Origin of the sequence: Brevibacillus sp. FSL K6-0770, from assembly GCF_038000275.1 — a bacterium.
GTDB classification, from domain to species: domain Bacteria; phylum Bacillota; class Bacilli; order Brevibacillales; family Brevibacillaceae; genus Brevibacillus; species Brevibacillus parabrevis.
The window spans coordinates 4399281-4422224 of the sequence record NZ_JBBOBQ010000001.1; the positions used below are offsets into that span (position 1 = coordinate 4399281).

The following is a 22944-nucleotide window of genomic DNA, read 5'->3' on the forward strand; positions in this document are numbered from 1 at the left end:
GGAGCACTATCATGAGCAATTCAAAAAAGATCATAGGCAGTATTGTTGCAGGTGCCACTTTAGGAGTCGGTATATATGGATATATGCACCTTAGTAAACCGGAAATAACGGAGGCTAATTCGAAATCACAATACGTCAATTCAGTAGCAGAGTTAAAAGAAGAACCAATCATTGGTGCAAAAATGTTTAAAGCCAACGATAATTACGGTTCCCTTTCAGGGACTATCGTCAAAACGGGTGAAGTAGAAAATTCTATAACCGAGGTAGTTATAGCGCAGCCTGATCGTTATTACGTAAAGTTTATTCCTAATTCAAATGATAAGGACGTTTATTTTGAAGCAGTTAACGATGGAAAATCAGTACAAATCAAGGAAGACAAAGGTCAAATTGTTGAGTCTAATCCATTTCCAACACAAAGTATAAGGGAATCACAAAATTTAAAGGAAAATAAGAAAGATGATAACGAAGTTAAGCTTAACTTAAACGGTACTTTCCTTCCAATTGGGAACGTCAATGAGATGCTTCACCCCGAAATGTATGTACAAAGTGTTTTTAGAAGAGGCGACATGAATGTTCTTGGTGAGGAAAAATATTTGGAAAGAGATGTAACCGTGATTGAAATCTCGAATGCACAACTTAAAATTGGGGACAGGCAGAAATTCTGGATAGACAACAAAACTGGGATAGTTTTAAAAACAGTACTGTATGATGATGATGATGAAGTACAAAGTCAGTATTTTGAAAGCATCGAATTTAATAATAAGAAAAACACGGGAACGTTTAAGTTGTTTAAGTAAAGTAAAATATTAATATCAAATATAAAATGCAAAGAGAACCCCAACTAGCTGGTTCTCTTTGCATTTTTCCTTGTTATGAAAGAAAAGGGAAGTAGCTGCGTTTGTTCATTCAAGCTAAATCTTTGCGAGGGGATAGCAGAATCGGGAATGCAGGGTGTTATTATTTACTGGGATATAGCTGATCCCCTAGACGGCACTGAAGTGGCAGCGATGTGGCAACTACTGGCTACAAAGGACATTGATGAAGGTCTTGAAGTTGTAAGTGAAAGGATTTTATAAACAGTACTTAAAAACCGTATGAAAGAATTAACAGGGTCCGCGTTAAGTCGATGCCTACCTCTTCCTATTAAGTCAGGTGCGAGCAAAACGACGAGTATAGAATTACTCTATCGAAATTGGATCAGTTACTTTTCAAATCCGCGGAGATCGTTTCTTCCTTCATTTATGCACCGTCTAACGTTTACGCAGCACTCGACCGAACACAGCGAGAATCGGAATCAGCAGCAAGCCTGCCGTAATCAAGGAAGCGCGAATCGACAGCCGATGCCCGATCCAGCCGACTACAGGTCCCCCCATCGTCTGTCCAAGTGCGTTGGACTGGCTCATCATCGACAAAACCGTCGCCCGCACACTGCTCTCGATATTCAAATTCAGCCACGTCTCGTACAAGGGACTGGTGAGCGAATCGATCACGCCGATCATAAGCAAGGCAACCAGCGCCCAGCCAAAATCGGGGGCGGTAGCAAAAGCGATGACCGCAGCGATTTTCAAAGCCGTCAACACGAACATGCCGACGACGACGATCCGCTCGTTGTTGACATCCAGCCGCTTCTCGGCAAAGCTGACAGCGAACAGCCCAAGCAAGCTGGACAGCGCAGCGATGATTCCGAACCACATCGCCATGGAAATCCCGGCAACCTGCGGGAAGCCGATCTCGGAAATCAAATGCGCTTCATGCAAGCGGTCATACCCTTCGGAAGCTGCTCCTGTGAACAGCGTCACGAGCAAAATCAACAGCAAAATCGGCTCTTTGCGAATGACGCGCGCTCCCGACAGCCACGTCTCGCTCATCTCTTTCCACTGGGACGTGCCTTTTTCCCTCTCTCTTGGGGTAAAGCCCGTTTCCTTCATAAAGAAGATCAGAAAAACGCCCAGTGCCAGGTAGATCAACCCGCCAAACAAATACGGCAAGTTCGGGGCCAGCGTAGACAGCCACACACTCAGCCCGATTCCGAGCATATTCGCCAAAAGCGAGTAACGCTTCGCGCGCATAAAGATGCTGCCCAGCTTTTCCTCGCCCACTTCATCCACAATCCACGCTGTGTCGGCTCCACTGACGAACGTATCGCCCACGCCAAAAAACAGTTGGGCAATCAAGACCCAAACAAACGCAGAGACAAAAGGCAGCCAGCCATCGAGCACAGGAAGAATCCCTTGCAGCGCAAAGCCGATCCCCAACAGAAACATCCCGATGATGATGGACAGACGGCGGCTGTACGTATCGGCCACCACGCCTGTCACGCCCTCAAACAGCAGGACGGACAGCTCCAGCACCATACCGACCAGCAAAAGCTCGAACGGGTTCAGGCCCAATGTCGCGATGTAAAAGATCGCGTAAGTCGTAAACATCGTCGTGTTGGCGAGTGACGCCATAAAACGTTTGACCATATATACAGTCGTTGCATTCATAACCATGGAAGCAGTCTCCACCTATTCTGGCAGAGGACACGTTCCGTCATTTTTCAGCCGTGAACAGGCTACTTCAATCGTTCCTTATCGCGAAGAAAAACCGCACGTGCCGCACTGCCGATTGTATTGTTTTCCTACCTGTTTACTTGCTTGCTCCAATTTGATGACTGACATCATTTAACACCTCCGAAAGTAATTAGTCATAATTATAAGGAGATTCCGCCCAAAAAGGTAGGGGAAAATAAGAAACCGCGCAGCATGTTGCTCGCTGCACGGTTTTTCCCGCCGTGTTTCTTCTCCGCTACTCTCTCTTATGCTTTCTTTCTGAACAGCCCCACGATGGAGAGCAAGAGCGCCAGTCCGGAAAGCACCAGAGGCAACGTGTTGCTTGTGCCTGCGCTTGCTGCTGCTTGACCGGTCGCAGGAGCCGGAGTTGTCGCTTCTGCTGCACCATGGCCATGATCGTGTCCAGCCTCGCCAACACCTTCTTTGACAGTCGTCACGGACGCTGGAGTCTTGGCGTCCTTGTCGCCTGTCCACTCCACTACCTCGCCGTCCGCATACGTTTGGTACGCTTTCCACGCCAGCGTGCCTTCTTCTTTCGGATTCGCCCCGACAAAAGCGAACTCCATGAACTCGTGCGCTTTGATCCCGCCGTTTGTCGCTGTCCAGACAAGTGCTGTGTTCACGCCGTCCTTGTCTTTTTCAAATTCATAGCTCCAGCCAGGAACAGGCTGAACGGTGTTTACTTTTACGCCAGCCGGAAATTCCAGCTTTACCTTCACTGTGTTGACGTCTTTTTCTACAGGAACGCGAACGGTGTATTTTTCATACGATCCGGTAGTCGTTTCTTTCGGATAGACGTTGACGTGCGCCTGTGCTGCTGTCGCGAGCGTCAGGACAGCTCCTGCCACCAATACACTGCTCATCCATTTTTTCATGTTCATCGAGAAAACCCTCCTAGTTTGTCGCTGCTTGCATAAGCGGCTTGTGTGTTTGTCGTGTCTGTTTTGTTTGTCGCGTCGGTCGGGTAGTTGGTTTGACTCATCCACAGCCCTGCCAACACAGCGACGATGCCAAAAACGATTTCCCAGCGCAGCCACTTCCTCTGCAACTGGTTGCTTCCCCGCCAGCGCTTTGTCTGTCCGTAGGCGAGCGCCAGCATGATGACGACGCTGACGATTTTTCCGTACAGCAGGTAGTTCCAGGCAAGCGAGCTTGCGAGAATGCTCGTCACGTCCGTTTGTACGAGCAGCATGAATACTCCCGTCACAACAGCAAGCACAGCCGCTGTCGCAACCAGGCGCAAAAAGAACCGCTTGAACGGCTCATTGCCCCGCTCCGCCTCTTTGGACACCAAGAGCAGGTAGACGAGCGCCCCCAGCCAGAGTGCCACTGTGAGCACATGCAGCAGCCGCAGCACGATCGACAGCCAGACGGGAGCAATTCCCCAAGCATGACCGCCAAAAGCTTGCGCGCTGATCAACAACACCCATATGCCCGCATACCAGCCAGACACCATGCCCGGTATCGCCAAAAGCAGCAAGAGAATAAAGGAGACGATCAGCATGACGGCAAAGGGAGACTGCATCAGCAAGTTGCTGTCCACATGCAGCAAGGCGTCGGTCAAAGAAACAGCCTTCAGCGATTCGTCGTACAAGAACCAGAGAAAAATAAGTCCCACGATCGCAAGCGCCCAGCCGATCTGTCTGCCGATTCCGATCAGTGCCGCGAGCTTCGGCAAGCCGTAGCGCTGTCCCCACGCTGCGATCAAATACAGTCCGCCGCCCAGCAAAATGATCCCTTGGGCGAGGTAGCGATACACAATCAAGTAATTCGTGTCGGTCTTGTTTTCACCCGGCGGCACGACTACCGCGCTCTTTTGCCCGATCGAAAAGGTCAGGCGCTCCTCTACCGGATGGCCGTCCTCGGACACGACCGAGACGATGACGGAATACGTGCCTTCCGCCAAATCGGCCGGAAGCTGCGCATTGGCCTGCGAAGCGTCTCCCGGCTGAAGAGTCGGGCGTTGCATTTGTATTTCTTTCCCGTCCCAATCAAACAAACGTATGGTGACAAGGTCAGGCTCCAGTGTTTCGGTAAACCTCATGGAGATTTGCCCCGGATTCGTCTGTAGCAGCTCGCCGTCTTGCGGACTGCTGCCCATCATGCCGGCATGGGCGTAAGCCAAATTCGTTCCAATCGCAAGCACCAGAAAAAAGGCCAGCGAAAGCACGGTCCATAGTCGCTTTATGCTGTGCATCAGCATATCACCTACTTCCTTCGCCTTTTCGTCCTTAATCCTATCAAAATCGTCTACTTTTCTGTATGGCTCCATCGGGCTATCTGCTGTGACGATTTTTTGAAGCAAAAACTGGCGTTCCCGCCCTTCTTTCCCTGGTGCAGGTAATTTTTCCATAATCGTCCTGACCCCATCCGTGCCCAAAACAAAAACCGAGACAGGATGCTTCATTCATCCCATCTCGGTTCTTCTGCTTGTGGCAATTCGGTTTATCGGCCGCTCTTCATCTCAGTCCAGTAGCGGTCGTATTCTTGCAACGTATCTCCGACATCAACCAGCCACTCGGCGCGGGCGATGTCCGCTTTGTCCAGGAAGATCATTTTGTTCGCGCGATATTCTTCGCTGTGCAGTGGATATGCCTGTTCGTTCGGGTTGCTGTAGCCGATCGACTCGTAGTTTTTCACGCTGACTTCCGGCTCCATCAAGTAGTTGATGAATTTCTCCGCCAAATCTTTGTGCTTGGCTCCTTTTGGAATCGCCAGCGTGTCTGCCCAGATCGTCGCGCCCTCTTTTGGAATGACGTACTCCACATCCGGGTTTTGTCCGTTAATAATCGCAGCGTCGCCAGACCAGACCGTACCGATCCACGCTTCTTCCGCGATCATTTTTTGCTTGATGTTGTCCGTATCAAAAGCCATGACGCTCGGCAGCACTTTTTTCAGATCAGCGAACGACTTTGCCAGCTCGTCCTTGTTTGTTGTGCTGTTGGAGAAGCCGTTTTTGATCAGAGCCATCCCCATCACTTCGCGCGGGTCGTTCAGCATGATGACGCGACCTTTGTACGCTTCGTTCCACAGATCGTTCCAGCTTGTCGGCGTTTCTTTGACATACTTTTTGTTGTAGGCAATCCCGGTGATTCCCCACGTGTACACGAGCGAGTATTTGTTTTCCTTGTCAAAAGGAGGCGTCTTGAACGTAGACACGATGTTTTTCATGTTCGGAATGTTTTCTTTGTTCAACTCTTCGAGAAGGCCGAGCTGAATCATCGTTGCCACCATGTAATCGGACGGCTGAATCAAATCGTAGCCCGATGCACCAGCCTGGATTTTTGCCAGCATTTCCTCGTTGCTGCCGTACACGTCGTAGTTGACTTTGACATTGTACTTTTGCTCGAAATCTTTGATGACATCCAGGTCAAAATTGTCTGCCCAACTGTAGATGTTCAATACTTGCTGCTCGGGTTCGGACGACGAGGAGCAGCCGACAGCTGTCACTGCGAGTACGGCGCTCAAAGCGCCGATCATCATGGATTTGAAACGTTTCATTTTTTCTTCTCAACCTCCAAATCGGTATGGGATACGTCTGGTCAATTAAAAGTGAATCTGACCGTTTTTAGAATCTTTGCGGCGGAAAAGCTCGGCAATAATCACCAGCAGCACCGTGCTTGCGATCAACAGCGTCGAAAGCGCATTGACTTCCGGGGATACGCCGCGTTTTACCAGGCCGTAAATGTACAATGGCAGCGTGGTCGAATTAGGACCTGCCACGAAGAACGAAATAATGAAATCATCGAGCGACAAAGTAAACGACATCAAAAAGCCAGCGACGATTCCGGGCATGATCAATGGCAGCGTCACATGACGCAATGTTCCCCACGGGGTAGCGCCCAAATCTTGCGCCGCCTCCTCCAGCTCTTTGCCCATATCGGCCAGGCGGGCAGAGACGATCACCATCACATACGGCATGGAAAACGTCACGTGGGCCATGATGAGTGTCCACTTGCCCAGCTCCATGTGCACCTGGCTGAACAAGACGAGAAGGGCAAGTCCCATCATGATCTCGGGAATCACAATCGGCAAGTAGATCAGCCCGTTGACGACATTGCGCCAGCGCAAGGAGTAATGCTTGATGGCGAGCGATGCAGCCGTGCCCAAAACCGTTGCCAGCACGCTGCTGATCACCCCGATGGACAGGCTGTTCATGAGCGCCTGCATGACTTGTCTGTTGTCAAACAAGGAGACGTACCACTTCCATGTAAACCCGTTCCACGTCGCGTTGATCCGCGAGTCATTGAACGAATATAGAACGAGAATCGCAATCGGCAAGTACAAGAAGACCAGCATCAGCCAAGAGTAGCCGGAAAGCGTATGTCTGCGCCACGTTTTCATGCTGCCCCCTCCTTTGCCTCGCCCGCTTTGACAGCGCGGAAGTACAGAAGAATCAGGAGCATCGACAACAGCATCAACACGATCGACAATGCCGAGCCAAACGGCCAGTCACGCGCCGAAAGGAACTGGTTCTGAATCACGTTTCCGATCAGGGCCGATTTCGCCCCGCCCATCACGTCCGGCACGACGAACATCCCGATCGAGGAGACAAAGACGAGAATCGATCCGGTGACGACGCCTGTTTTGGTCATCGGCAGCGTAACGTGCCAGAAAGCTCTCCACGGAGTCGCTCCCAGATCGTACGCCGCTTCCAGCTTGCGGCGATCCATCTGCTCCAGGGACACGTAAATCGGCAGCACCATGAACGGCAGCAGCGTGTACACCATCCCCAAAAGCACCGAACCGGAATTGTACAAAAGCGGCAATGGCTCCGTAATAATCCCTAATGATTGCAAAATCGTATTGACGACCCCCTGGGAGCGCAGGATGATCACCCAGGCGTAGGAACGGACCAGAAAGTTGATCCAGAACGGAATCATCACAAGCAACAGCCAAATTTGCTGGGACGACTTTTCCAGGCGGGAAATGTAATACGCAAGCGGATAGCCGCACACGATCGACAACACCGTTGTCAAAATGGCAACTACCAGCGTGTCCGCAAAAATTTGCCCGTACAGCGGGTCCCAAATGCGCACGTAATTGTTCAGCGTAAATTCATAGACAACTTGCCCGTATGTGCCTCTTTTGAGGAAGGACATCAGCGCAATCATAAGCATGGGCAGGACGAAAAGCACACCCATCCACAAAAGGGCGGGTGCTGCGAGCAGTTTTACCGGCTTTTTGTTCAACAAGTCAGGATCACCTCGTCCGTCTGCGCCCAACCAATGGCTACCCGATCTCCCACCTTCCAGTCCAGACCGTCTCCTGCGTACTGATGGGCCATGACTGTCATGTCTTGACCGTCGAGGCGGATGAACACTTTGCGCAGGTTGCCGAGGAATACCGCGTCAGCAATCGTTCCCAGCTTTTTGTGCTTGTCCTTGTCTGCTTCTGGCTGGTACAGCTTGATCTTTTCCGGGCGGACAGCTGTATTCGTCCCATTGTCGCGGAAAATGTTGTTTTCCCCGATGAAAGTAGCGACGAACAGCGTCTGCGGATGGTTGTAAATCTCGGCAGGAGAAGCGATCTGTTCGATCCGTCCTTTGTTCATGACGGCGATCCGGTCCGACATGGCCATTGCTTCTTCCTGGTCATGGGTTACGTAAATAAACGTGATCCCGAGATTCTTTTGCAGATTTTTCAGTTCCAGCTGCAAGCTTTTGCGCAGTTGGTAGTCCAGTGCGCCAAGCGGCTCGTCCAGCAAAAGGACGCGCGGATTGTTGATGATCGCCCGGGCAATCGCCACACGCTGCTGCTGGCCGCCGGACAGTTGCTTTGGCGTACGTTTTCTCAGCTCGGTCAGCTGCACGTACTGCAAAACTTCCTCCAGGCGCTGTTTTTGCTCTGCTGCACTTACTTTTTTCATTTTCAAACCGAACAAAATGTTTTGTTCGACAGTCATATGCGGAAACAGGGCGTACTGCTGGAACACCATGTTCATATCCCGCTGATAAGGCGGCACATGGGTGAGCGGCTTCTCGTCGAGGAAAATATCCCCGGAAGTCGGCTCCTCAAACCCTGCAATCATCCGCAAAAGCGTCGTCTTGCCGCAGCCGCTGGGGCCGAGCAACGTCAAAAACTCCCCTTCTTCAATGGAGAGAGAAAAAGAGGGGACGACGACAGTACCGTGAAAGCTTTTTTCAATTGAATCCAGATGAATAATCGTTTTCATTCCGTCATCTCACCATATGTCATTATACTCATAGCAACAATCTAGGTAACTATATCGTGTATGTCGACTTTTGTAAACAGTTTCACCCGCATTGGTCCTGATTTTTTTGCGGCTGGTCCCTCCTGTCAGCGGACAAAAACAAACGGAGCAGCCCAACAGTCTCTGCTCCGTTTTTCCTGTGCGTTTGTTCTTACAAAGATTGCGATTTGAGCTTCTCGTTGGTGTCTACCGCGGTTCCTTTTTTCTTTCCCAGGAAATTCGTCCCGATGACACCGAGAATGATCATGAGCGCGCCAAGCAGATGGTAGTAGGCGATCTGCTCCCCGAGAAGCACCACACCCCCGGCAATCGTCACGAGCGTTGACAAGTTGTTGAAAACACTCATCTTCGACGCTTCCATTTTCGACAAGGCAAAATTCGTCATGAAAGATGTCACCAAAGAAGACAGCACACCCAAATAGAGCACCGAGATAATAAACGACGAATGCGTGAGCGGCAGGAAAAACTCCGACAGCGTGCCGTTTGCGCCATGCTGGATCAAGGCCAGCGCGTTGAAGGCCAAAAAGCCGATTACGGAAACCATATACGTGACGTCTATATAATGGAAGGCTTTCGTCATCTTCTTCGCCAACACGCTATACCCCGCGAGCGACAAGGCCGAGAGCAAGATCAAAATGGTGCCGAGGCTGCTGCCCATCCCTACCCCTGCGCCCTTCATCGCGAAAATGAACACGACACCTGCTACAGACAGCAGCGTACAAAACTTTTGCAGCCACGTAGATGTCTCGCCGAGAAAAAAAGCGGCCATGACCATCGTGAAAATCGGAACGGTGGCGACAATGATCCCGGCTTCCGACGCGGTCGTGTACACCAGTCCAAACGTTTGCAGCCCGAAAAACAGCGCCGGATAGAGCAAAGCCAATGGCAAAATGACCAAAATGTCGCGCGGCTTGATCGACAGCCGGACCCATCCGAACAAAACGGGAATCGTCGCGGCGACAAAAGCGATCGTAAAGCGGTGCGCCATCGCGTCCATCGGAGTGGCTGACGTCAGCGCCATTTTTACGAAAATAAACGACAAGCCGACGATCATGGCATTCAAAAGTGCGGCCCCTATAGCTTTATGTTGATCCTTCAAGCTGATCTCTCCCCAATCGTTGCCTATGCAGCAATTATTTCCTGCTTTCATAGTAATGGGGCGGCAATCATGCTACAATGCAAAAAAAGACGATCTGTACCGATACAAAGTCCATGCGCCAGGAAGGGATTTCATGCATAAATATTTGCAATTGCAGAACGAGTTGGAGACGCTGATCGAGGGCAACACCTACCAGGATGGCGACAAGCTGCCGTCCATCCGCGAGTTGGCAACCCAATATCAATGCAGCAACAGCACGGTGATCCAGGCGCTGAACGAGTTGGAGAAACGTCATCTGATCTACTCGGTAGACCGCAGCGGCTTTTACGTCGTCAAAAAGCAGCGAGACAGCGAGCCAAACAACTGTAACAGCATCGACTTCGCCACCTCTGCCCCTGATCCTGACGTGTTTCCGTACCTTGACTTTCAACACTGTATCAACAAAGCGATTGAGACATACCGCAACGACCTGTTCCTGTACGGCACCGCCAAAGGGCTGCCTACGCTAATCCCCGTGATCGCCAAGCATTTGGCCAACCATCAGGTTTTTGCCAAGCCAGCGAACATCTTCATCACATCCGGCGTTCAGCAGGCGCTGTCGCTTTTGTGTACGATTCCGTTCCCCAACGGGCGGGAAACCGTCCTGATCGAGCAGCCGAGCTACCATCTGTTTATCGATTACTTGCAGATGCACAACATTCCGGTGACTGGGATCATGCGAACGGCGCAAGGAATTGATCTGGACGAGCTGGAGCGCATTTTCCGGACAGAAAAGATCAAATTTTTTTACACGATGCCGCGCTTTCACAGCCCGCTCGGAACGTCGTATACGCGCAAGGAAAAACAGCGCATTGCCGAACTGGCCCACCGCTACAACGTTTACATCGTGGAAGACGACCATATGGCAGATTTGGAGCATGACAGCAAGGCAGACCCGCTGTTCTCCTACGATCGTTTCGAGCGGACGATTTACATGAAAAGCTATTCCAAAATCATTTTTCCCGGGCTGCGCCTCGGTGTCGCCGTCATTCCCGATGCGCTGTGCGAGTCGTTTTTGCAGTTCAAACGGCTGCGGGACATCGATAGCTCCATGCTGTCCCAAGCCGCGCTGGAAATTTATTTGAAAAGCGGCATGTTTGAACGGCACAGGCAAAAAATCCGCCAATCGTATCAGCTCCGATCGAAGCTTCTGACAGAAGCGCTGCTCGCCCATGCAGCCCGCGCTGACGCTCTGTTTGCGTTTCGCCCTCTGCCTTATCCGGGGATTCACACGCATCTTGTGCTGGACCCGCGAGTTGACGCATCCCGTCTGATCCAGCTGGCTAAAAAACGCTCGATCTTGTTGGAAGCGGCAGACAGGCATTATTTGCCCCTGTTTCCCCGGGAAAATATTTTGAAGCTGAATGTATCCAACGCCAAGGCCGAATCGGTGGAAAAAGGAATTGACGAGTTGATGGCAGTATTGCATGCGATGCGGTTATAATGAAAGAAAAAAGTTTTTGCAAAAGCAGCAACCGTAACCATATTTCGGGAATATCCGTCTTAATTTGTATACAACATCGTTACGCCACACGACTCTACCCATTTTTATCCGTCGCAGCAGGCGGATCGCATGAGATGGACAAAGGAGAATGAAATGGTTCAGAACGTTTTAGATTTTTTGATGGAATACGGCATTTGGGGAGTCGTCATCCATTCTTTCGCAGACGCCGTCATCTTCCCCATTCCTGTATTCTTTCTGCAAGTTTCATTAAGCCTGATTGATCCATCCGCTGCTTTATGGATTGCAACCGCAGGATATATCGCGTGTCTGGTTGGTACACCCGTGGGCTACTTTCTCGGCAAACTGCTCGGCCACTCTGTCCTGTACAAACTGCTCAAAAAAGAGTGGATTGACTCGGCAACCGAGATGTTTCAAAAAAGAGGCGAAGTCGCCATTTTTGTCGGCTCCTTCACCCCGATTCCGTTCAAAGTATTCACGATCTTGTCCGGATGTCTGAATTATCCGCTCTGGAAGCTGATCGGTTATGCCGCAATCGGCAGAGCTGTGAAATTTTACCTCGTCGGTTTCCTGTTTTACTTTTACGGGCGGATGGCGGAAAATATGGTCGGTCACGCCTCCCTGTACGTGTTCTTGCTGATGATCCCGATTTTGCTGATCGGACTTTTGGTGCGAAAAATGCGGGCCAAAAAACAGCTGATGCAAACTGCCAACAAGCAAGCAGGGGAATGATCAGCTTGTAGCCTGGCTTGAATCATTATTCAGAAAGGAGCTGCAATATGAGCCAAACATATAAAGTCATGATTCAGCACCGAATAAACTACCCTACCCCCATTGAATTGACTCAAGGTCAAACCGTCATACTCGGTCGAGTCGACGATGATCCCGACGGTTGGAGGAACTGGAGGTACTGCTATACGCTTGACCATAGCATGGAAGGCTGGGTGCCTGAACAGATTATTCAAGCAAAGGACAAGGACGGCATCATTACGGAAAATTACTCCGCAAAAGAGCTAGATGTAAATGAAGGAGATACGGTTGAGTTGCTCCAAGAGCTGAATGGCTGGGGATGGTGTATGTCCACCAACCGGGAATACGGATGGGTTCCGATGCGAAATCTTCAGCTTGCAAGCCAATAGCAATCTCTTTTTGTGCAAACGCTCGCTTCTATCTCTATATAGGAAAGAAAGAGTCCCTGTCTAGCCGACAGGGACTCTTTTTGGGACAAACCCTTATGCTTTTTTCACGCGAATCGCTTCTTCCTCAACTTCCACTACGATCTTGCGCACATCCGCTTCCTCCATCAACAGATCGGCGATGCCATCTTCGACCTGCTGGGCGATCACGCGACGCAGCGGGCGTGCCCCGAAAGCGGGATTGTAGCCCAGCTCAGCCAACATTTCTTTGGCAGCGTCTGTCACTTCAAGCTCGATTCCTTGCTCGCCGAGATTCAGCACGACTTCCTGGAGCAGCAGCTCCACGATTTGCACCAAGTCTTGCTTTTCCAGATGAGCGAAAGAAATAATCGAGTCGAAGCGGTTCAAAAATTCCGGTTTGAAGTACGCTCCCAGCGAATCAAGCACAGTGCCAGGCTGCTGTTCCTCGGCGCCGAAGCCTAACGCTTTTTTGCGCTCAGCCACTCCGGCATTGCTCGTTGCGATAATGACCGTTTCCTTGAAGCTCACGGTGCGGCCCTGGCTGTCTGTCAGGCGGCCATCCTCCAAAATTTGCAGGAACATGTGCATGACGTCCGGGTGCGCTTTTTCGATCTCATCCAGCAAAATGATGCTGTACGGATTGCGGCGCACTCGCTCGGTCAACTGTCCCGCTTCCTCGTGGCCTACATAGCCTGGAGGCGAACCGATCAGCTTGGAGACGGAATGCTTCTCCATGTATTCGCTCATGTCGAGGCGAATCATCGAATCTCTCGTGCCGAACAGCTCCTCGGCGAGCGCTTTGGACAGCTCTGTCTTCCCTACGCCAGTCGGTCCGACGAACAGGAAGGAGGCAATTGGCCGATTTTTCGGCTTCAACCCGGCGCGGCTGCGGCGAATCGCCTTGGCGACCTGTGCGACAGCTTCCGATTGCCCGATGACTTTGGCTTCCAGGTGCGCAGCCAAATTTCTCATCCGCTCCTGCTCGTCGCTTTGCAGCTTGCGGACAGGGATGCCTGTTTTTTGCTCGATCATCTCCTGAATATCTGATACTTCCACTTTCGTGCGATTAGCGGCCCCATCAAGCTGATCCAGCTTGCCGAGAATTTCCGCTTCTTCATCGCGCAGGCGGGCAGCTTGCTCGTAATTTTCTTGCTCGGTCGCTGCTTTTTTCTCCTGGTTAATTTGCGCCAGGCGCTCATGCAGTTCGCTCGTATCTGCCGCAGAAGAGCGGAGATTCAGCCGCGATCCGGCTTCATCCATCAGGTCGATCGCCTTGTCAGGCAGGAAGCGATCCTGGATGTAACGATGCGAGTATTCGACGCAGGCGCGGAGCACGTCATCGGAGTAAGCGACCTGGTGGAAAGCTTCGTATTTCGGACGCAGTCCTTGCAAAATCTCGATAGCGGCCTCCACTGTCGGCTCTTTGACCATCACAGGCTGCAAGCGGCGCTCCAGCGCGGCATCCTTTTCAATGACGCGGTACTCTTTTAAGGTAGTGGCCCCAACCAGTTGCAGCTCGCCGCGCGCCAGGGCAGGCTTGAGAATGTTTCCGGCGTCCATCGAGCCTTCCGCAGAGCCTGCTCCCACCAGCAAATGAATTTCATCCACGAACAGGATGACGTTTTTGCGCGATTGCAGCTCGGCAATCACTTGCTTCATCTTTTCCTCGAATTGTCCGCGAATCCCCGTGCCTGCGACCAGAGAAGCCACGTCCAGCACGTACACTTGCTTGTTTTTCAGCTTGGCAGGCACTTGACCTTCCGTAATGCGCAAGGCCAGACCTTCGGCAATTGCCGTCTTCCCTACACCCGGCTCCCCGATGAGCACCGGGTTGTTTTTGTTGCGGCGGTTCAAAATCTCGATCACACGCTCGATTTCCTGGTCGCGTCCGATGACCGGATCAATCAGCCCTGCGCGGGCCGCATCGTTCAGATTGCGCCCCAGTTCGTCCAGAAGGCCGCCTCGGTCCGCAGTTGTCGCCTGTCCCTTCATGTTCGGCTGTTGACCGCCTTTTGCATGGGCCTGCGCTTGTGCGAAGCCTTGCAGGAAGTCGTCCAGACCGGAGAAGGAAGAGAACGGGCTGAAGCCCATCCCTACTCCCATTTTGCTGCCGAGCTTGGCATTGCACTCCCGGCACAGGTTGTAGGCTTGCTGCTTGTCTTGCACGCGTATATGGACGGACACAGTTGCTTGTCGTTGTTTGCAGATTTCACATTGCATGTTTCATACCCCCAAAATCATGCTTTTGGATTTTTTCTTATTTGTGTGTTCGACAGGTCAATGGTTGTTTGACCATTTCTGACCTTCGATGACTTTATTATAGTTTGACCTTCTTTGACTTTCAAGAGGGTAACTTTGGATTTTCTGCTTTCGCTTGGGAGAAGCTATACAGGACGCAGGTTCTCTCTTGCTTCGCCAGAAAACCCTTCCTATAATGAGGTTGATATTCGCTAAAGTCAGGGGGCTTTTCACTTTGAACACACTCGCGTATGGACTCCTCGGGCTGGTTGCCCGCACACCAAGCTCCGGCTATGATTTGATGCTCCAGCTGCAACCATTTTGGCAGGCCAAGCACAGCCAAATTTACCCGCTGCTGGCGAAGCTGGAACAGGAGGGCTATCTGGAGTTCACTCGCATCCACCAGACGGATCGTCCTGATAAAAAAGTGTATTCCATTACAGAAAAAGGACAGATTGCACTAAAAGTCTGGCTTAGCGAGCCGGCAGCAGAGCCTGTTTTGCGTGACGAGCTGGTGCTGAAAACGTACTGCCTCGGATTGGCGGACGAAAAAGCGGCCTCTACGATGTTTGTCGAGCGCATCCAGCAATGTCGCGAGCATTTGGACATGTACGAGCACTACTTAAAGGAGTACGAGAGTGATTCTGCCGAACATTCGTATCCGCCCGACCATCCGAACCATCCGGAATTTGGGGATTATTTGCTGCTTTCATGGGGATCACGGCGCATGAAAGAAGATATCGCCTGGTGCGAGTGGGTGTTGGAGCTGTTGCAGAAGCGTTCCTAAAAACAAAAAGCAAACGCGTCTTTGGAACATTGCGCTCCAAAACACGTTTGCTTTTTCTTTCGTTTTCGTCCATGACATGACAGGAGGGTACAGACGCTCGCTAAAAGGAGTGCGCCTCTACTTCTGCCAGCGTGGGCAGCGATGGCTGCGCCCCGCGTCTGGTCACGACGATCGCAGCCACTTTGCTGGCAAATCCGGCTGCTTCCACATCCGACATCCCTTTTGCCATGCCCACGGCAAAAGCTGCGGTAAACGAATCGCCTGCCGCAGTCGTATCCACTGGCTCGACCCGACAAGCAGGCACATGCACGGTTTTCTCCTCCGTGACCAAAAGCGCGCCTTTTTCGCCCAGGGTGACAATGATCCGTCTCGGACCGCTTGCCAAAAGCTTTCTCGCCGCTTCCCCGGCTTCTTCCGGCGTCGTGACGGGCAGACCGCTCAAAATGGCCAGCTCTGTTTCATTCGGCGTCAAGGTGTGCACATGCTGTAACAGTTCCTGCGAGAGTGCCCTTGCCGGAGCCGGATTCAAAATGACCAGCTTGCCGAGCACAGTTGCCTTTTTCACGACGTATTCCACGACGTGGAGCGGGGTTTCCAGCTGCAACAGCACGACGTCGCTCTGCTCGATAATCGACAGGTTCTCATCGATGTGCTCTATGCTCACTTGTGCATTGGCTCCGGGAACCAGCACAATGTTGTTTTCCCCGTCATCGCTGACATTGATGAAGGCCATGCCAGTCGTACCCTCGCGCTTGATTCCTTCGACATGAACCTGCGCCTCTGTCATGCCCGCAAGCATGATGGTGCCATTTTCATCCTCGCCCACCATTCCGATCATGGATACGTGCGCGCCCAGACGTGCGGCAGCAACTGCCTGATTCGCCCCTTTTCCGCCTGGAATCAGCATAAAGTCATGGCTTGCAATCGTTTCTCCTGCCTTGGGCAGATGGTGGACGTGGGAGACGAGATCCATATTGATGCTTCCTACTACTGCGATTTTCACAACGTGCTACCTCCCCCAGCCGCTTTTTACAGCATGGTCTCTACAAATTCTTCGATCGTCAAAATTTGCTTTGGCAAGCCGAGCGTATGGCTCAATCTGCTAATGTGCGGCTGCTTCAGCATGCTTTCTTCCAAAATCGCGTGATTCCAGAAAATGTCCCGCTTGTTCGTATCCGCTACTACATTTTTGTGGGCCATGACGATGACACGCTCAAAATTTTGCACGACAAACTCCATGTCATGCGTGATCGTAATGACGGTTTTGCCTTCGCTTTTCAAGGCGGCGATCAGGGAAGAGATGCGTTGCATCCCTTGCATGTCTTGGCCTGCGGTCGGCTCATCGAGAATGATCACATCGCAATCCATCGCCACTACTGCCGCCATGGTCACGAACTTGCGCATGGAATACGGCAAATTGTACGGGTTTTCCTGCAAGTACGGCTCGATCCCAGCCAGCTTCGCCGCTTTCATGACATTTTCCTTCGTTTGCTCTACAGACAAGCCGAGGTTTTTTGGCCCGAACTCGACTTCGCTGTAGACATCGCTATGGAAGATCTGGTCATCCGGATTTTGGAACACGTAGCCTACCTTGCGCGAAATTTGCGCGGTCGTATGCTCTTTTGTATTCCAATCATCAATAATAACATCGCCTTTGGTCGGCTTCAACAAGCCATTCATCAGCTTTACCGCCGTCGTTTTGCCCGCGCCATTTTGGCCGACGATGGCGACCGTCTCGCCTTTGCCAATCTCCATGGAGACGTTTTCTACCGCTGTATGTCCGTTCGGATAAGCGAAAGTGATATTTTTCAAGGAAATGAAGCTCATATGCGAACTCCCCTTTCTGCCATCCACCAGTTCATTTCTTCGACGGCCTGCTCTTCGGTAATCGGGATTTTGCGCAGCGGCACTCCGCGTTTTTTCAGCTCCAGTCCCAGCATGGCGTACTGCGGAAGCATGACATCGTAGGAGAGCGCCTTTTCATCGGAGAGGACGTCTTGCGTTGTGCCCTCCATGACGATTTCGCCATCGTGCAGCAAAATGACGCGATCCGCAAATTCGGCAATCAGTTCGATTTTGTGCTCGACCAGAATGATCGTCTTGCCTTTTTCCTTCATGATCTGGATGATCTCGAAAACTTCTTCCGTACCTTGCGGGTCTAGCTGCGAGGTCGGTTCGTCGATGACCAAAATGTCCGGCTCCATCACGATGATCGAGGCCAAAGCGACGCGCTGGCGCTGACCGCCGGACAGTTCAAACGGATTTTTGTCACGCAGATGCTCGATCTTGACCAGCTTCAAAATCGCTTCTACTCGCGTTCGAATCTCGTCAGGATGCACCCCGAGGTTTTCCAGTCCGTAGGCGACTTCCTCGAACACCGTTTCTTTGACGCCACTGATTTGAATGAACGGATTTTGGAAGACAAAGCCGACAGACAACGACAACTCGCCCAATGTGCTCTCGACGATGTTTTTCCCGTTGACGAGCACTTCGCCGCGCAAGTCCCCCCGATAAAAATGCGGAATGAACCCGCGCAGGACGTTGCAAAACGTGGTTTTCCCTCCGCCGTTGGGGCCAACCACAGCGTACAGCAGTCCTTTTTCGATCTCGATGTTGATGTTTTTCAGGACGTCGACCTTGCCCGTCGGGTATTTGTAGCTCATGTTGGATATTTTGATTACGCTGTTCATAACAAAATCCTCCCCGCAATCAGAATCAGCAAGGCAACGAGCATTCCGATCCGCACGACCGTGTCATGCTTGGTTTTATATATTTCGTACAGGTGTGTTTTCTTGACTGGCGCAGAAAAAGCGCGCGATTCCAATGTAATCGCTCTTTCCTCCGTGCTTGCCAGCGAAGAGAGGATCAGCGGACTGATTGTCGGGAGAAACGCTTTTGCCCGCACCATCATCGTCCCTTCCGTTTCCACACCTCTCGTTTTTTGCGCATCCATAATGACACTCGTCTGCTTTTTCATTTCCGGAATGATTTGCAGTGTCGCCAGTACGACATAAGCCCCTTTTGGAGGCAGACCCAGCTTTTCAAGCGAATACACGAAGTCTTTGACAGAAGTAATGCGGAAAAACAGGATGAACGCCGAACCGATCGCCAAAATCCGCGAAGTCATATTCAAGCCGTACAAAATGCCTTCCTGGGTGATTTTCAAAATGCCTGCTTGCCACAAAATTTGCGCGCCCGGATAGAAAAAGGCTTGCATCAGGAAGATAAACACGAGCAGAATCAACAGCCCGTTGCGAACGAGTGTGATAAATTCCTTGCCCTGCCCCGCCGCAATGGCGATGATCAGGCACACTGGCAGCATCGCATAAGCGTACCAGTAGGTTGGGACGATGAAGACGGAGAGCGCGATGAACAAAGTAAACAACAGCTTCGTTGTGGGATACAAGTTAAGGATGTAGTTGGTCTTGGCAGCTTGCGACATAATCCTTACCTCCTCTTCCATGGGGTAAAATGAATCGCTGCCTGGCCTCCTCGAACAGATGCCCAAAGAACCAGACAGCGATGAATCACGTTTAGTCTTTCATGTAAATTTGTCCGTAGTTAAGCTTGGACAAATAGCGGTCAGACATGTTGCGAACGATCAGGAAGCAAATGAATGCCGACAGCAGCTTGTCGCCGATTTCCTGAATGAACTGTGTGGAGAACACAGCCGTCCAGATTTGTTGGCCGGATGCCAGCAAGACAGCGGTAATCGCTCCGCCAGTCGAACCGGTAACGCCGCCAAACAAAATGACAGTGATCGGAGCCGCAATAATAGTAGAGACGAATGCCAGGATAATGCCCGCGATAATTACTTTCCAAACCTTCTTGAACATCCCTTTCATGGAAAGGAAGCCTGCTGCCAAGCCTACTGCCATGGAAACGAGGGAGAAGGGAAGATAAACCGGGTTGAAGATCGAGTTGATCAGGTTGGTAATCAAGCCTGCCACGAGCGCTACCCACGGACCTGCTACCATGGCGATGACCAGCGTGCCGATGCTGTCCAAGAAGATAGGCAGACGAAGCAGTTGAGCAATTTGGAAGCCGACCATGTTGATGGCGACGCAAACAGGAATCAGCAGGATTGCCATGAGAGTGAAGTCATTCTTGATGCCGGTTTTCATACCAGAATCCTCCTTTTGCTGAAAAATTTTTATACAAACTGCTTGATGGCAGCGTGTAGCATATCTGCAAAACGTGCTCTGTCAATCTCGAACAGCACTTTGGCGTTCGCCGGTTTGCCCGTCACGCGGTTGTAGTCCACGACGGTGCAGCCTGTGGTCAAACGGCCGGATGTTTCAATCTCGACGTAGCAATCCAGTCCGCGGAACAGCGTCGGGTCAAGCAAGTACGCGACTGCGCAAGGATCGTGCATGTGCAAGCCCTCCACATGTCCCGGCTCTGCCAGAAAATGCGGCGTGTTGGAAAGATTGAAAAAGTCGAGCAAGCCTGCCATGACTTGGCCTGTCTTGTTGCCGATGTGGCGAATGCGGTCGATATCTTCCTGGAACAGCTGCGCTTTCAGCGTCACATCAAGGCCGCTCATGATGATCGGAACTCCGGAGCGGAAGACGATATCGGCTGCCTCCGGGTCAACGTAAATGTTAAACTCGGCTGCTGGCGTGATGTTACCGCCAAAGCAGGCCCCGCCCATCAGCGAGATGCACTCGATCTTTTCTTTCACTTCCGGGTAGGCGTTCAACAGGATCGCCACGTTGGTCAGCGGCCCGGTCGCCACAATGGTAACGCTTTCTTTTGTATTCAATAAAACATCACGCATCGCATCCAACGCGCTTCTGTTGCTCGCGGCAAACTTCGCCTCGCCCAAGTCCGCGCCGTCAATGCCTGTCTCTCCGTGAATATCTTCGGCAATAATCAGGTCGCGTACCAACGGCTTGGGAGCGCCTCCTGCCACTTCGATATCGGTTACCCCGATAAAGCTGAGCAGCTTCAACGTGTTGTTCAACGTTTTGTCCGGCGTCTGATTGCCGGCACTTGTCGTAATGAGCTTCACATCCAGCTTGTCCGATGCGAGCGCCAGCAAGATTGCCAGCGCGTCATCATGTCCGGGATCGCAGTCCATGATAATCGGTCTTTTCATCGCTTCCCTCTCCCTTTTTTGGTGGCTTGGTGACGATTACAGTTTGGTTGTGCTCTGGCGGATCATCAGCTCCGGCTCCCAATACACGACCTTTTGCTTGATCCCCTTTTTCTTGATGCTTTGAATCAAGATTTTCGCCGCTTCCTTGCCCATCTGGTAGGCGGGCTGGCGAATCGTTGTGAGCTTGGGCATCAGGGTGGAAATCAGCCGGATGTCGTCAAACCCTACGACCGATACATCGCGCGGAATGCTTTTGCCAAGCTCCTGCGCGGCTTCGTAGACGCCGATTGCCATCAAGTCGTTGCAGGCGAAAATCGCTGTGACCTCTCCGTCAGCCAGCATTTTTTTCGCGACCTCATAGCCGCCGTCGATCCGATAGCCGCCAGAGACGATCCATGATTCCTGAACGGAAATCCCTGCTTCGGCCAACGCTCGCTTGTAGCCTTCGACACGATCCTGGGAGTTCTGCACGCTTGGCGGCCCGCTGATGCAGCCGATCCGCGTGTGGTTTTGCTCCAGCAAATGCTTCGTCGCCATGTAAGCGCCTTCTTCATTTTTCATGTAAACACCGCTGTAAGCGTCTCCGGATTCTCCCCGGTCAATCAGGACGACTGGAATGTCGGCCGCGATCAGCTCGTCATACAAATCCTTGGAATACTTCGCCGTGCTGGAGAAGATGATGCCGTCCACTTTTTTCTCTGTCATCAACTGGACGTATTTCTTTTCTTTTTTCGCATTGTCATCAGAATTGCCTAGGAATACGCTGTAGCCTGCCTTGTTTGCGGCATCCTCAATCCCGCGCACCAAATCCGGAAAAAACGGGTTGGTGATATCGGGAAGAATCAGCCCGATCGTGCTTGTCTTGCGTGTGATCAACCCGCGAGCCAATGCATTTGGCTGATAATTCAGCTCCTTGATGATCGACTGGATGTACTCCCGCGTCTGCGGCGAGATGCCTTCCGATTTGTTGTTGATCACCCGTGAAACCGTTGCGGTTGATACGTTTGCTCTCTTGGCAATGTCCTTAATCGTAATCGCCATGCCCTCACCCTTTTTAGGTAAACGTTTACGTAATCGTTTACTTAACAAAATAGTCCTTTTCACACAGGTTGTCAACGTATTGTTTTTGCAGTTTTCCGAAAAAAAATACTCCTTGCTTCACCCTAGTCCCCGATTTATGATGGGACTACTATGGAGCTTTTCTTGGACAAACCTCCTTGCTAAGTGCCTCACCCTCACCCTTTTTCTGGTGCAGGACTTTCTTGACAGGAGAGGGGAAAACTCCATGAATACCGCACACTCCAGCTTCAAGCCCGTCTTGGCTGGCATCGTCTCGTCACTCATTTTCGGCTTTTCGTTTCTGTTTTCCAAAGTGGCTTTGGATGAACTGCAAAACAATACGATCCAGATGATCGCCTATCGCTTCGGCATCGCTGCGGTTGTGCTCGGCCTGTTGAAGCTTGCTGGCGTCATCAAAATATCGTATCGGAACAAGAGCATTGCCCCGTTGCTTTGGCTCTCGTTTTTTTATCCGTTTCTGTACTTTATTTTTGAAGCGCAAGGCATCCGCTACACCTCTTCCTCCGAAGCGGGTACGATGATCGCGCTGATTCCGATTGCCGTCACCATCATGGCGACGATCTTCCTCAAGGAAAAAACGACGCTTTTGCAATGGCTGTTTATTGTATTGTCCGTCGGCGGCGTGCTGTTTATCAATTTGATGAAATTCGAGGCGCAATCCAGCCTGACAGGCATCTTGTACCTGTTGGCGGCCATTGTCACTTCCGGCGTCTACAACATTTTGTCGCGCAAGTCCTCAGCGCAATTCAGTCCGCTGGAAATCACCTACGTCATGATGTGGACAGGCGCGCTTATTTTTAATGCGATCGCGCTCGGGCAGCATGCCGTGAATGGCACGGTCGACCAGTATGTCGCACCGCTCGCCAATCCGGCTCTCTTGCAGGCGATTTTGTACCTCGGCGTTCTCTCGTCTGTGGTCGCCTTCTTTTTGATGAATTACATGCTGGCCAAGCTGGAAGCCTCCAAGGCAGCCTCCTACTGGAATCTCAGTACGGGTGTCTCCATCATCGGCGGCGTGCTGATCTTGCACGAATCGTTTTACTGGTACCAGGCGGCAGGGATTGTCTTCATTCTCATCGGCGTATGGGGTGCGAACCGTTTTGGACAAAAGCAAAAACCGCAGCCAAGCCAGGCCAAAGCTCATTAACGGCAATTGACATCCAAAAAAGCCAGCCCTCCGAGTGCGGGGCTGGCTTGATTTATCGTTGGGCTGTA

Annotated in this window: 22 protein-coding genes; 6 read left to right on the forward strand and 16 right to left on the reverse strand. The window is 51.5% G+C overall.

Translation table 11 applies throughout. The annotated features are described in order from the left end of the window. The first annotated feature begins 11 nt into the window (after window positions 1-11). Window positions 12-797, forward strand: a complete 786-nt coding sequence (locus tag NST23_RS20915) for a hypothetical protein (RefSeq protein ID WP_122963831.1) — start codon at window positions 12-14, stop codon at window positions 795-797. Between the two features lie 453 nt (window positions 798-1250). Here the strand turns inward: NST23_RS20915 and NST23_RS20920 are convergent, their stop codons facing one another. The 8 genes from NST23_RS20920 to NST23_RS20955 form a co-directional block, all read right to left on the reverse strand. Continuing rightward, window positions 1251-2492, reverse strand: a complete 1242-nt coding sequence (locus tag NST23_RS20920) for an MFS transporter (protein WP_217022355.1) — start codon at window positions 2490-2492, stop codon at window positions 1251-1253. A 305-nt stretch (window positions 2493-2797) separates the two neighbouring features. Next, a complete protein-coding gene (locus NST23_RS20925; RefSeq protein ID WP_340964501.1) occupies window positions 2798-3433 on the reverse strand; it encodes a YcnI family copper-binding membrane protein in 636 nt (211 codons plus the stop codon). Beyond that, window positions 3430-4905: a copper resistance CopC/CopD family protein gene (locus NST23_RS20930; protein WP_340964503.1), complete on the reverse strand. Its 1476-nt coding sequence runs from the start codon at window positions 4903-4905 to the stop codon at window positions 3430-3432. Before NST23_RS20930 ends, NST23_RS20925 begins: the two co-directional genes overlap by 4 nt. A 92-nt stretch (window positions 4906-4997) precedes the next feature. Further along, on the reverse strand, window positions 4998-6053 hold the full coding sequence (locus tag NST23_RS20935; protein WP_173596794.1) for a polyamine ABC transporter substrate-binding protein: 1056 nt from the start codon (window positions 6051-6053) through the stop codon (window positions 4998-5000). Window positions 6054-6098: 45 nt separating this feature from the next. After that, window positions 6099-6896, reverse strand: a complete 798-nt coding sequence (locus NST23_RS20940) for an ABC transporter permease (protein WP_122963827.1) — start codon at window positions 6894-6896, stop codon at window positions 6099-6101. Beyond that, window positions 6893-7696 carry an ABC transporter permease gene (locus NST23_RS20945; protein ID WP_063228172.1) on the reverse strand — a complete coding sequence of 268 codons (804 nt, stop codon included), beginning with the start codon at window positions 7694-7696 and terminating at the stop codon, window positions 6893-6895. Before NST23_RS20945 ends, NST23_RS20940 begins: the two co-directional genes overlap by 4 nt. A 44-nt stretch (window positions 7697-7740) precedes the next feature. After that, complete coding sequence (locus NST23_RS20950; protein ID WP_122963826.1) at window positions 7741-8727, reverse strand: ABC transporter ATP-binding protein; 987 nt, start codon at window positions 8725-8727, stop codon at window positions 7741-7743. 190 nt (window positions 8728-8917) lie between these two features. After that, the gene (locus NST23_RS20955; protein WP_340964506.1) at window positions 8918-9865 is read right to left on the reverse strand and encodes a DMT family transporter; all 948 of its coding nucleotides are present in this window, start codon (window positions 9863-9865) and stop codon (window positions 8918-8920) included. A gap of 133 nt (window positions 9866-9998) precedes the next feature. Here NST23_RS20955 and NST23_RS20960 point away from each other — a divergent pair, with 133 nt between their 5' ends. The 3 genes from NST23_RS20960 (at window position 9999) to NST23_RS20970 (ending at window position 12505) form a co-directional block, all read left to right on the forward strand. Then, window positions 9999-11348: an aminotransferase-like domain-containing protein gene (locus NST23_RS20960; RefSeq protein WP_122963824.1), complete on the forward strand. Its 1350-nt coding sequence runs from the start codon at window positions 9999-10001 to the stop codon at window positions 11346-11348. A gap of 153 nt (window positions 11349-11501) precedes the next feature. Then, window positions 11502-12098 carry a YqaA family protein gene (locus tag NST23_RS20965; RefSeq protein WP_122963823.1) on the forward strand — a complete coding sequence of 199 codons (597 nt, stop codon included), beginning with the start codon at window positions 11502-11504 and terminating at the stop codon, window positions 12096-12098. Window positions 12099-12145: 47 nt separating this feature from the next. Further along, window positions 12146-12505, forward strand: a complete 360-nt coding sequence (locus NST23_RS20970) for an SH3 domain-containing protein (RefSeq protein WP_340964510.1) — start codon at window positions 12146-12148, stop codon at window positions 12503-12505. 93 nt (window positions 12506-12598) lie between these two features. On the opposite strand, the gene NST23_RS20975 is transcribed toward NST23_RS20970, so the two are convergent. Then, entirely contained in the window at window positions 12599-14743 is a 2145-nt protein-coding gene (locus NST23_RS20975; protein WP_340964513.1) for an ATP-dependent Clp protease ATP-binding subunit, read from the reverse strand. Window positions 14744-14996: 253 nt separating this feature from the next. Between NST23_RS20975 and NST23_RS20980 the strand changes: the two genes are divergently transcribed. Next, a complete protein-coding gene (locus NST23_RS20980) occupies window positions 14997-15548 on the forward strand; it encodes a PadR family transcriptional regulator (protein WP_122963820.1) in 552 nt (183 codons plus the stop codon). A gap of 100 nt (window positions 15549-15648) precedes the next feature. Here NST23_RS20980 and rbsK read toward each other — a convergent pair whose 3' ends face one another. From rbsK to NST23_RS21015, 7 genes are all read right to left on the reverse strand, one after another. Next, on the reverse strand, window positions 15649-16551 hold the full coding sequence (gene rbsK, locus NST23_RS20985; RefSeq protein ID WP_340964515.1) for a ribokinase: 903 nt from the start codon (window positions 16549-16551) through the stop codon (window positions 15649-15651). Between the two features lie 26 nt (window positions 16552-16577). Next, window positions 16578-17375 carry an energy-coupling factor ABC transporter ATP-binding protein gene (locus NST23_RS20990; RefSeq protein WP_242774801.1) on the reverse strand — a complete coding sequence of 266 codons (798 nt, stop codon included), beginning with the start codon at window positions 17373-17375 and terminating at the stop codon, window positions 16578-16580. Continuing rightward, the gene (locus NST23_RS20995; protein WP_122963817.1) at window positions 17372-18238 is read right to left on the reverse strand and encodes an energy-coupling factor ABC transporter ATP-binding protein; all 867 of its coding nucleotides are present in this window, start codon (window positions 18236-18238) and stop codon (window positions 17372-17374) included. The genes NST23_RS20990 and NST23_RS20995 overlap by 4 nt, the downstream gene beginning before the upstream one ends. Continuing rightward, window positions 18235-18990: an energy-coupling factor transporter transmembrane component T gene (locus NST23_RS21000; RefSeq protein ID WP_122963816.1), complete on the reverse strand. Its 756-nt coding sequence runs from the start codon at window positions 18988-18990 to the stop codon at window positions 18235-18237. Before NST23_RS21000 ends, NST23_RS20995 begins: the two co-directional genes overlap by 4 nt. Window positions 18991-19081: 91 nt before the next feature. After that, window positions 19082-19672 (reverse strand): ECF transporter S component, encoded by a 591-nt coding sequence (locus NST23_RS21005; protein ID WP_122963815.1) that lies wholly within the window; start codon window positions 19670-19672, stop codon window positions 19082-19084. A 29-nt stretch (window positions 19673-19701) separates the two neighbouring features. Then, window positions 19702-20649, reverse strand: coding sequence for a nucleoside hydrolase (locus tag NST23_RS21010; RefSeq protein WP_122963814.1), 948 nt, complete (start codon window positions 20647-20649; stop codon window positions 19702-19704). Window positions 20650-20685: 36 nt separating this feature from the next. Further along, a complete protein-coding gene (locus NST23_RS21015) occupies window positions 20686-21690 on the reverse strand; it encodes a LacI family DNA-binding transcriptional regulator (protein WP_173596789.1) in 1005 nt (334 codons plus the stop codon). 244 nt (window positions 21691-21934) lie between these two features. Here NST23_RS21015 and NST23_RS21020 point away from each other — a divergent pair, with 244 nt between their 5' ends. Continuing rightward, complete coding sequence (locus NST23_RS21020) at window positions 21935-22876, forward strand: DMT family transporter (protein WP_173596788.1); 942 nt, start codon at window positions 21935-21937, stop codon at window positions 22874-22876. Window positions 22877-22944: the final 68 nt, after the last annotated feature.

Excerpts from the sequence above, each read along its gene's own strand:
- NST23_RS20915 (WP_122963831.1), top strand. The coding sequence starts at position 12 with ATGAGCAATTCAAAAAAGATCATAGGCAGTATTGTTGCAGGTGCCACT.
- NST23_RS20920 (WP_217022355.1), bottom strand. The coding sequence starts at position 2,492 with ATGGTTATGAATGCAACGACTGTATATATGGTCAAACGTTTTATGGCG.
- NST23_RS20925 (WP_340964501.1), bottom strand. The coding sequence starts at position 3,433 with ATGAACATGAAAAAATGGATGAGCAGTGTATTGGTGGCAGGAGCTGTC.
- NST23_RS20930 (WP_340964503.1), bottom strand. The coding sequence starts at position 4,905 with ATGGAAAAATTACCTGCACCAGGGAAAGAAGGGCGGGAACGCCAGTTT.
- NST23_RS20935 (WP_173596794.1), bottom strand. The coding sequence starts at position 6,053 with ATGAAACGTTTCAAATCCATGATGATCGGCGCTTTGAGCGCCGTACTC.
- NST23_RS20940 (WP_122963827.1), bottom strand. The coding sequence starts at position 6,896 with ATGAAAACGTGGCGCAGACATACGCTTTCCGGCTACTCTTGGCTGATG.
- NST23_RS20945 (WP_063228172.1), bottom strand. The coding sequence starts at position 7,696 with ATGGGTGTGCTTTTCGTCCTGCCCATGCTTATGATTGCGCTGATGTCC.
- NST23_RS20950 (WP_122963826.1), bottom strand. The coding sequence starts at position 8,727 with ATGAAAACGATTATTCATCTGGATTCAATTGAAAAAAGCTTTCACGGT.
- NST23_RS20960 (WP_122963824.1), top strand. The coding sequence starts at position 9,999 with ATGCATAAATATTTGCAATTGCAGAACGAGTTGGAGACGCTGATCGAG.
- NST23_RS20965 (WP_122963823.1), top strand. The coding sequence starts at position 11,502 with ATGGTTCAGAACGTTTTAGATTTTTTGATGGAATACGGCATTTGGGGA.
- NST23_RS20970 (WP_340964510.1), top strand. The coding sequence starts at position 12,146 with ATGAGCCAAACATATAAAGTCATGATTCAGCACCGAATAAACTACCCT.
- NST23_RS20975 (WP_340964513.1), bottom strand. The coding sequence starts at position 14,743 with ATGCAATGTGAAATCTGCAAACAACGACAAGCAACTGTGTCCGTCCAT.
- NST23_RS20990 (WP_242774801.1), bottom strand. The coding sequence starts at position 17,375 with ATGAGCTTCATTTCCTTGAAAAATATCACTTTCGCTTATCCGAACGGA.
- NST23_RS20995 (WP_122963817.1), bottom strand. The coding sequence starts at position 18,238 with ATGAACAGCGTAATCAAAATATCCAACATGAGCTACAAATACCCGACG.
- NST23_RS21000 (WP_122963816.1), bottom strand. The coding sequence starts at position 18,990 with ATGTCGCAAGCTGCCAAGACCAACTACATCCTTAACTTGTATCCCACA.
- NST23_RS21005 (WP_122963815.1), bottom strand. The coding sequence starts at position 19,672 with ATGAAAACCGGCATCAAGAATGACTTCACTCTCATGGCAATCCTGCTG.
- NST23_RS21010 (WP_122963814.1), bottom strand. The coding sequence starts at position 20,649 with ATGAAAAGACCGATTATCATGGACTGCGATCCCGGACATGATGACGCG.
- NST23_RS21015 (WP_173596789.1), bottom strand. The coding sequence starts at position 21,690 with ATGGCGATTACGATTAAGGACATTGCCAAGAGAGCAAACGTATCAACC.
- NST23_RS21020 (WP_173596788.1), top strand. The coding sequence starts at position 21,935 with ATGAATACCGCACACTCCAGCTTCAAGCCCGTCTTGGCTGGCATCGTC.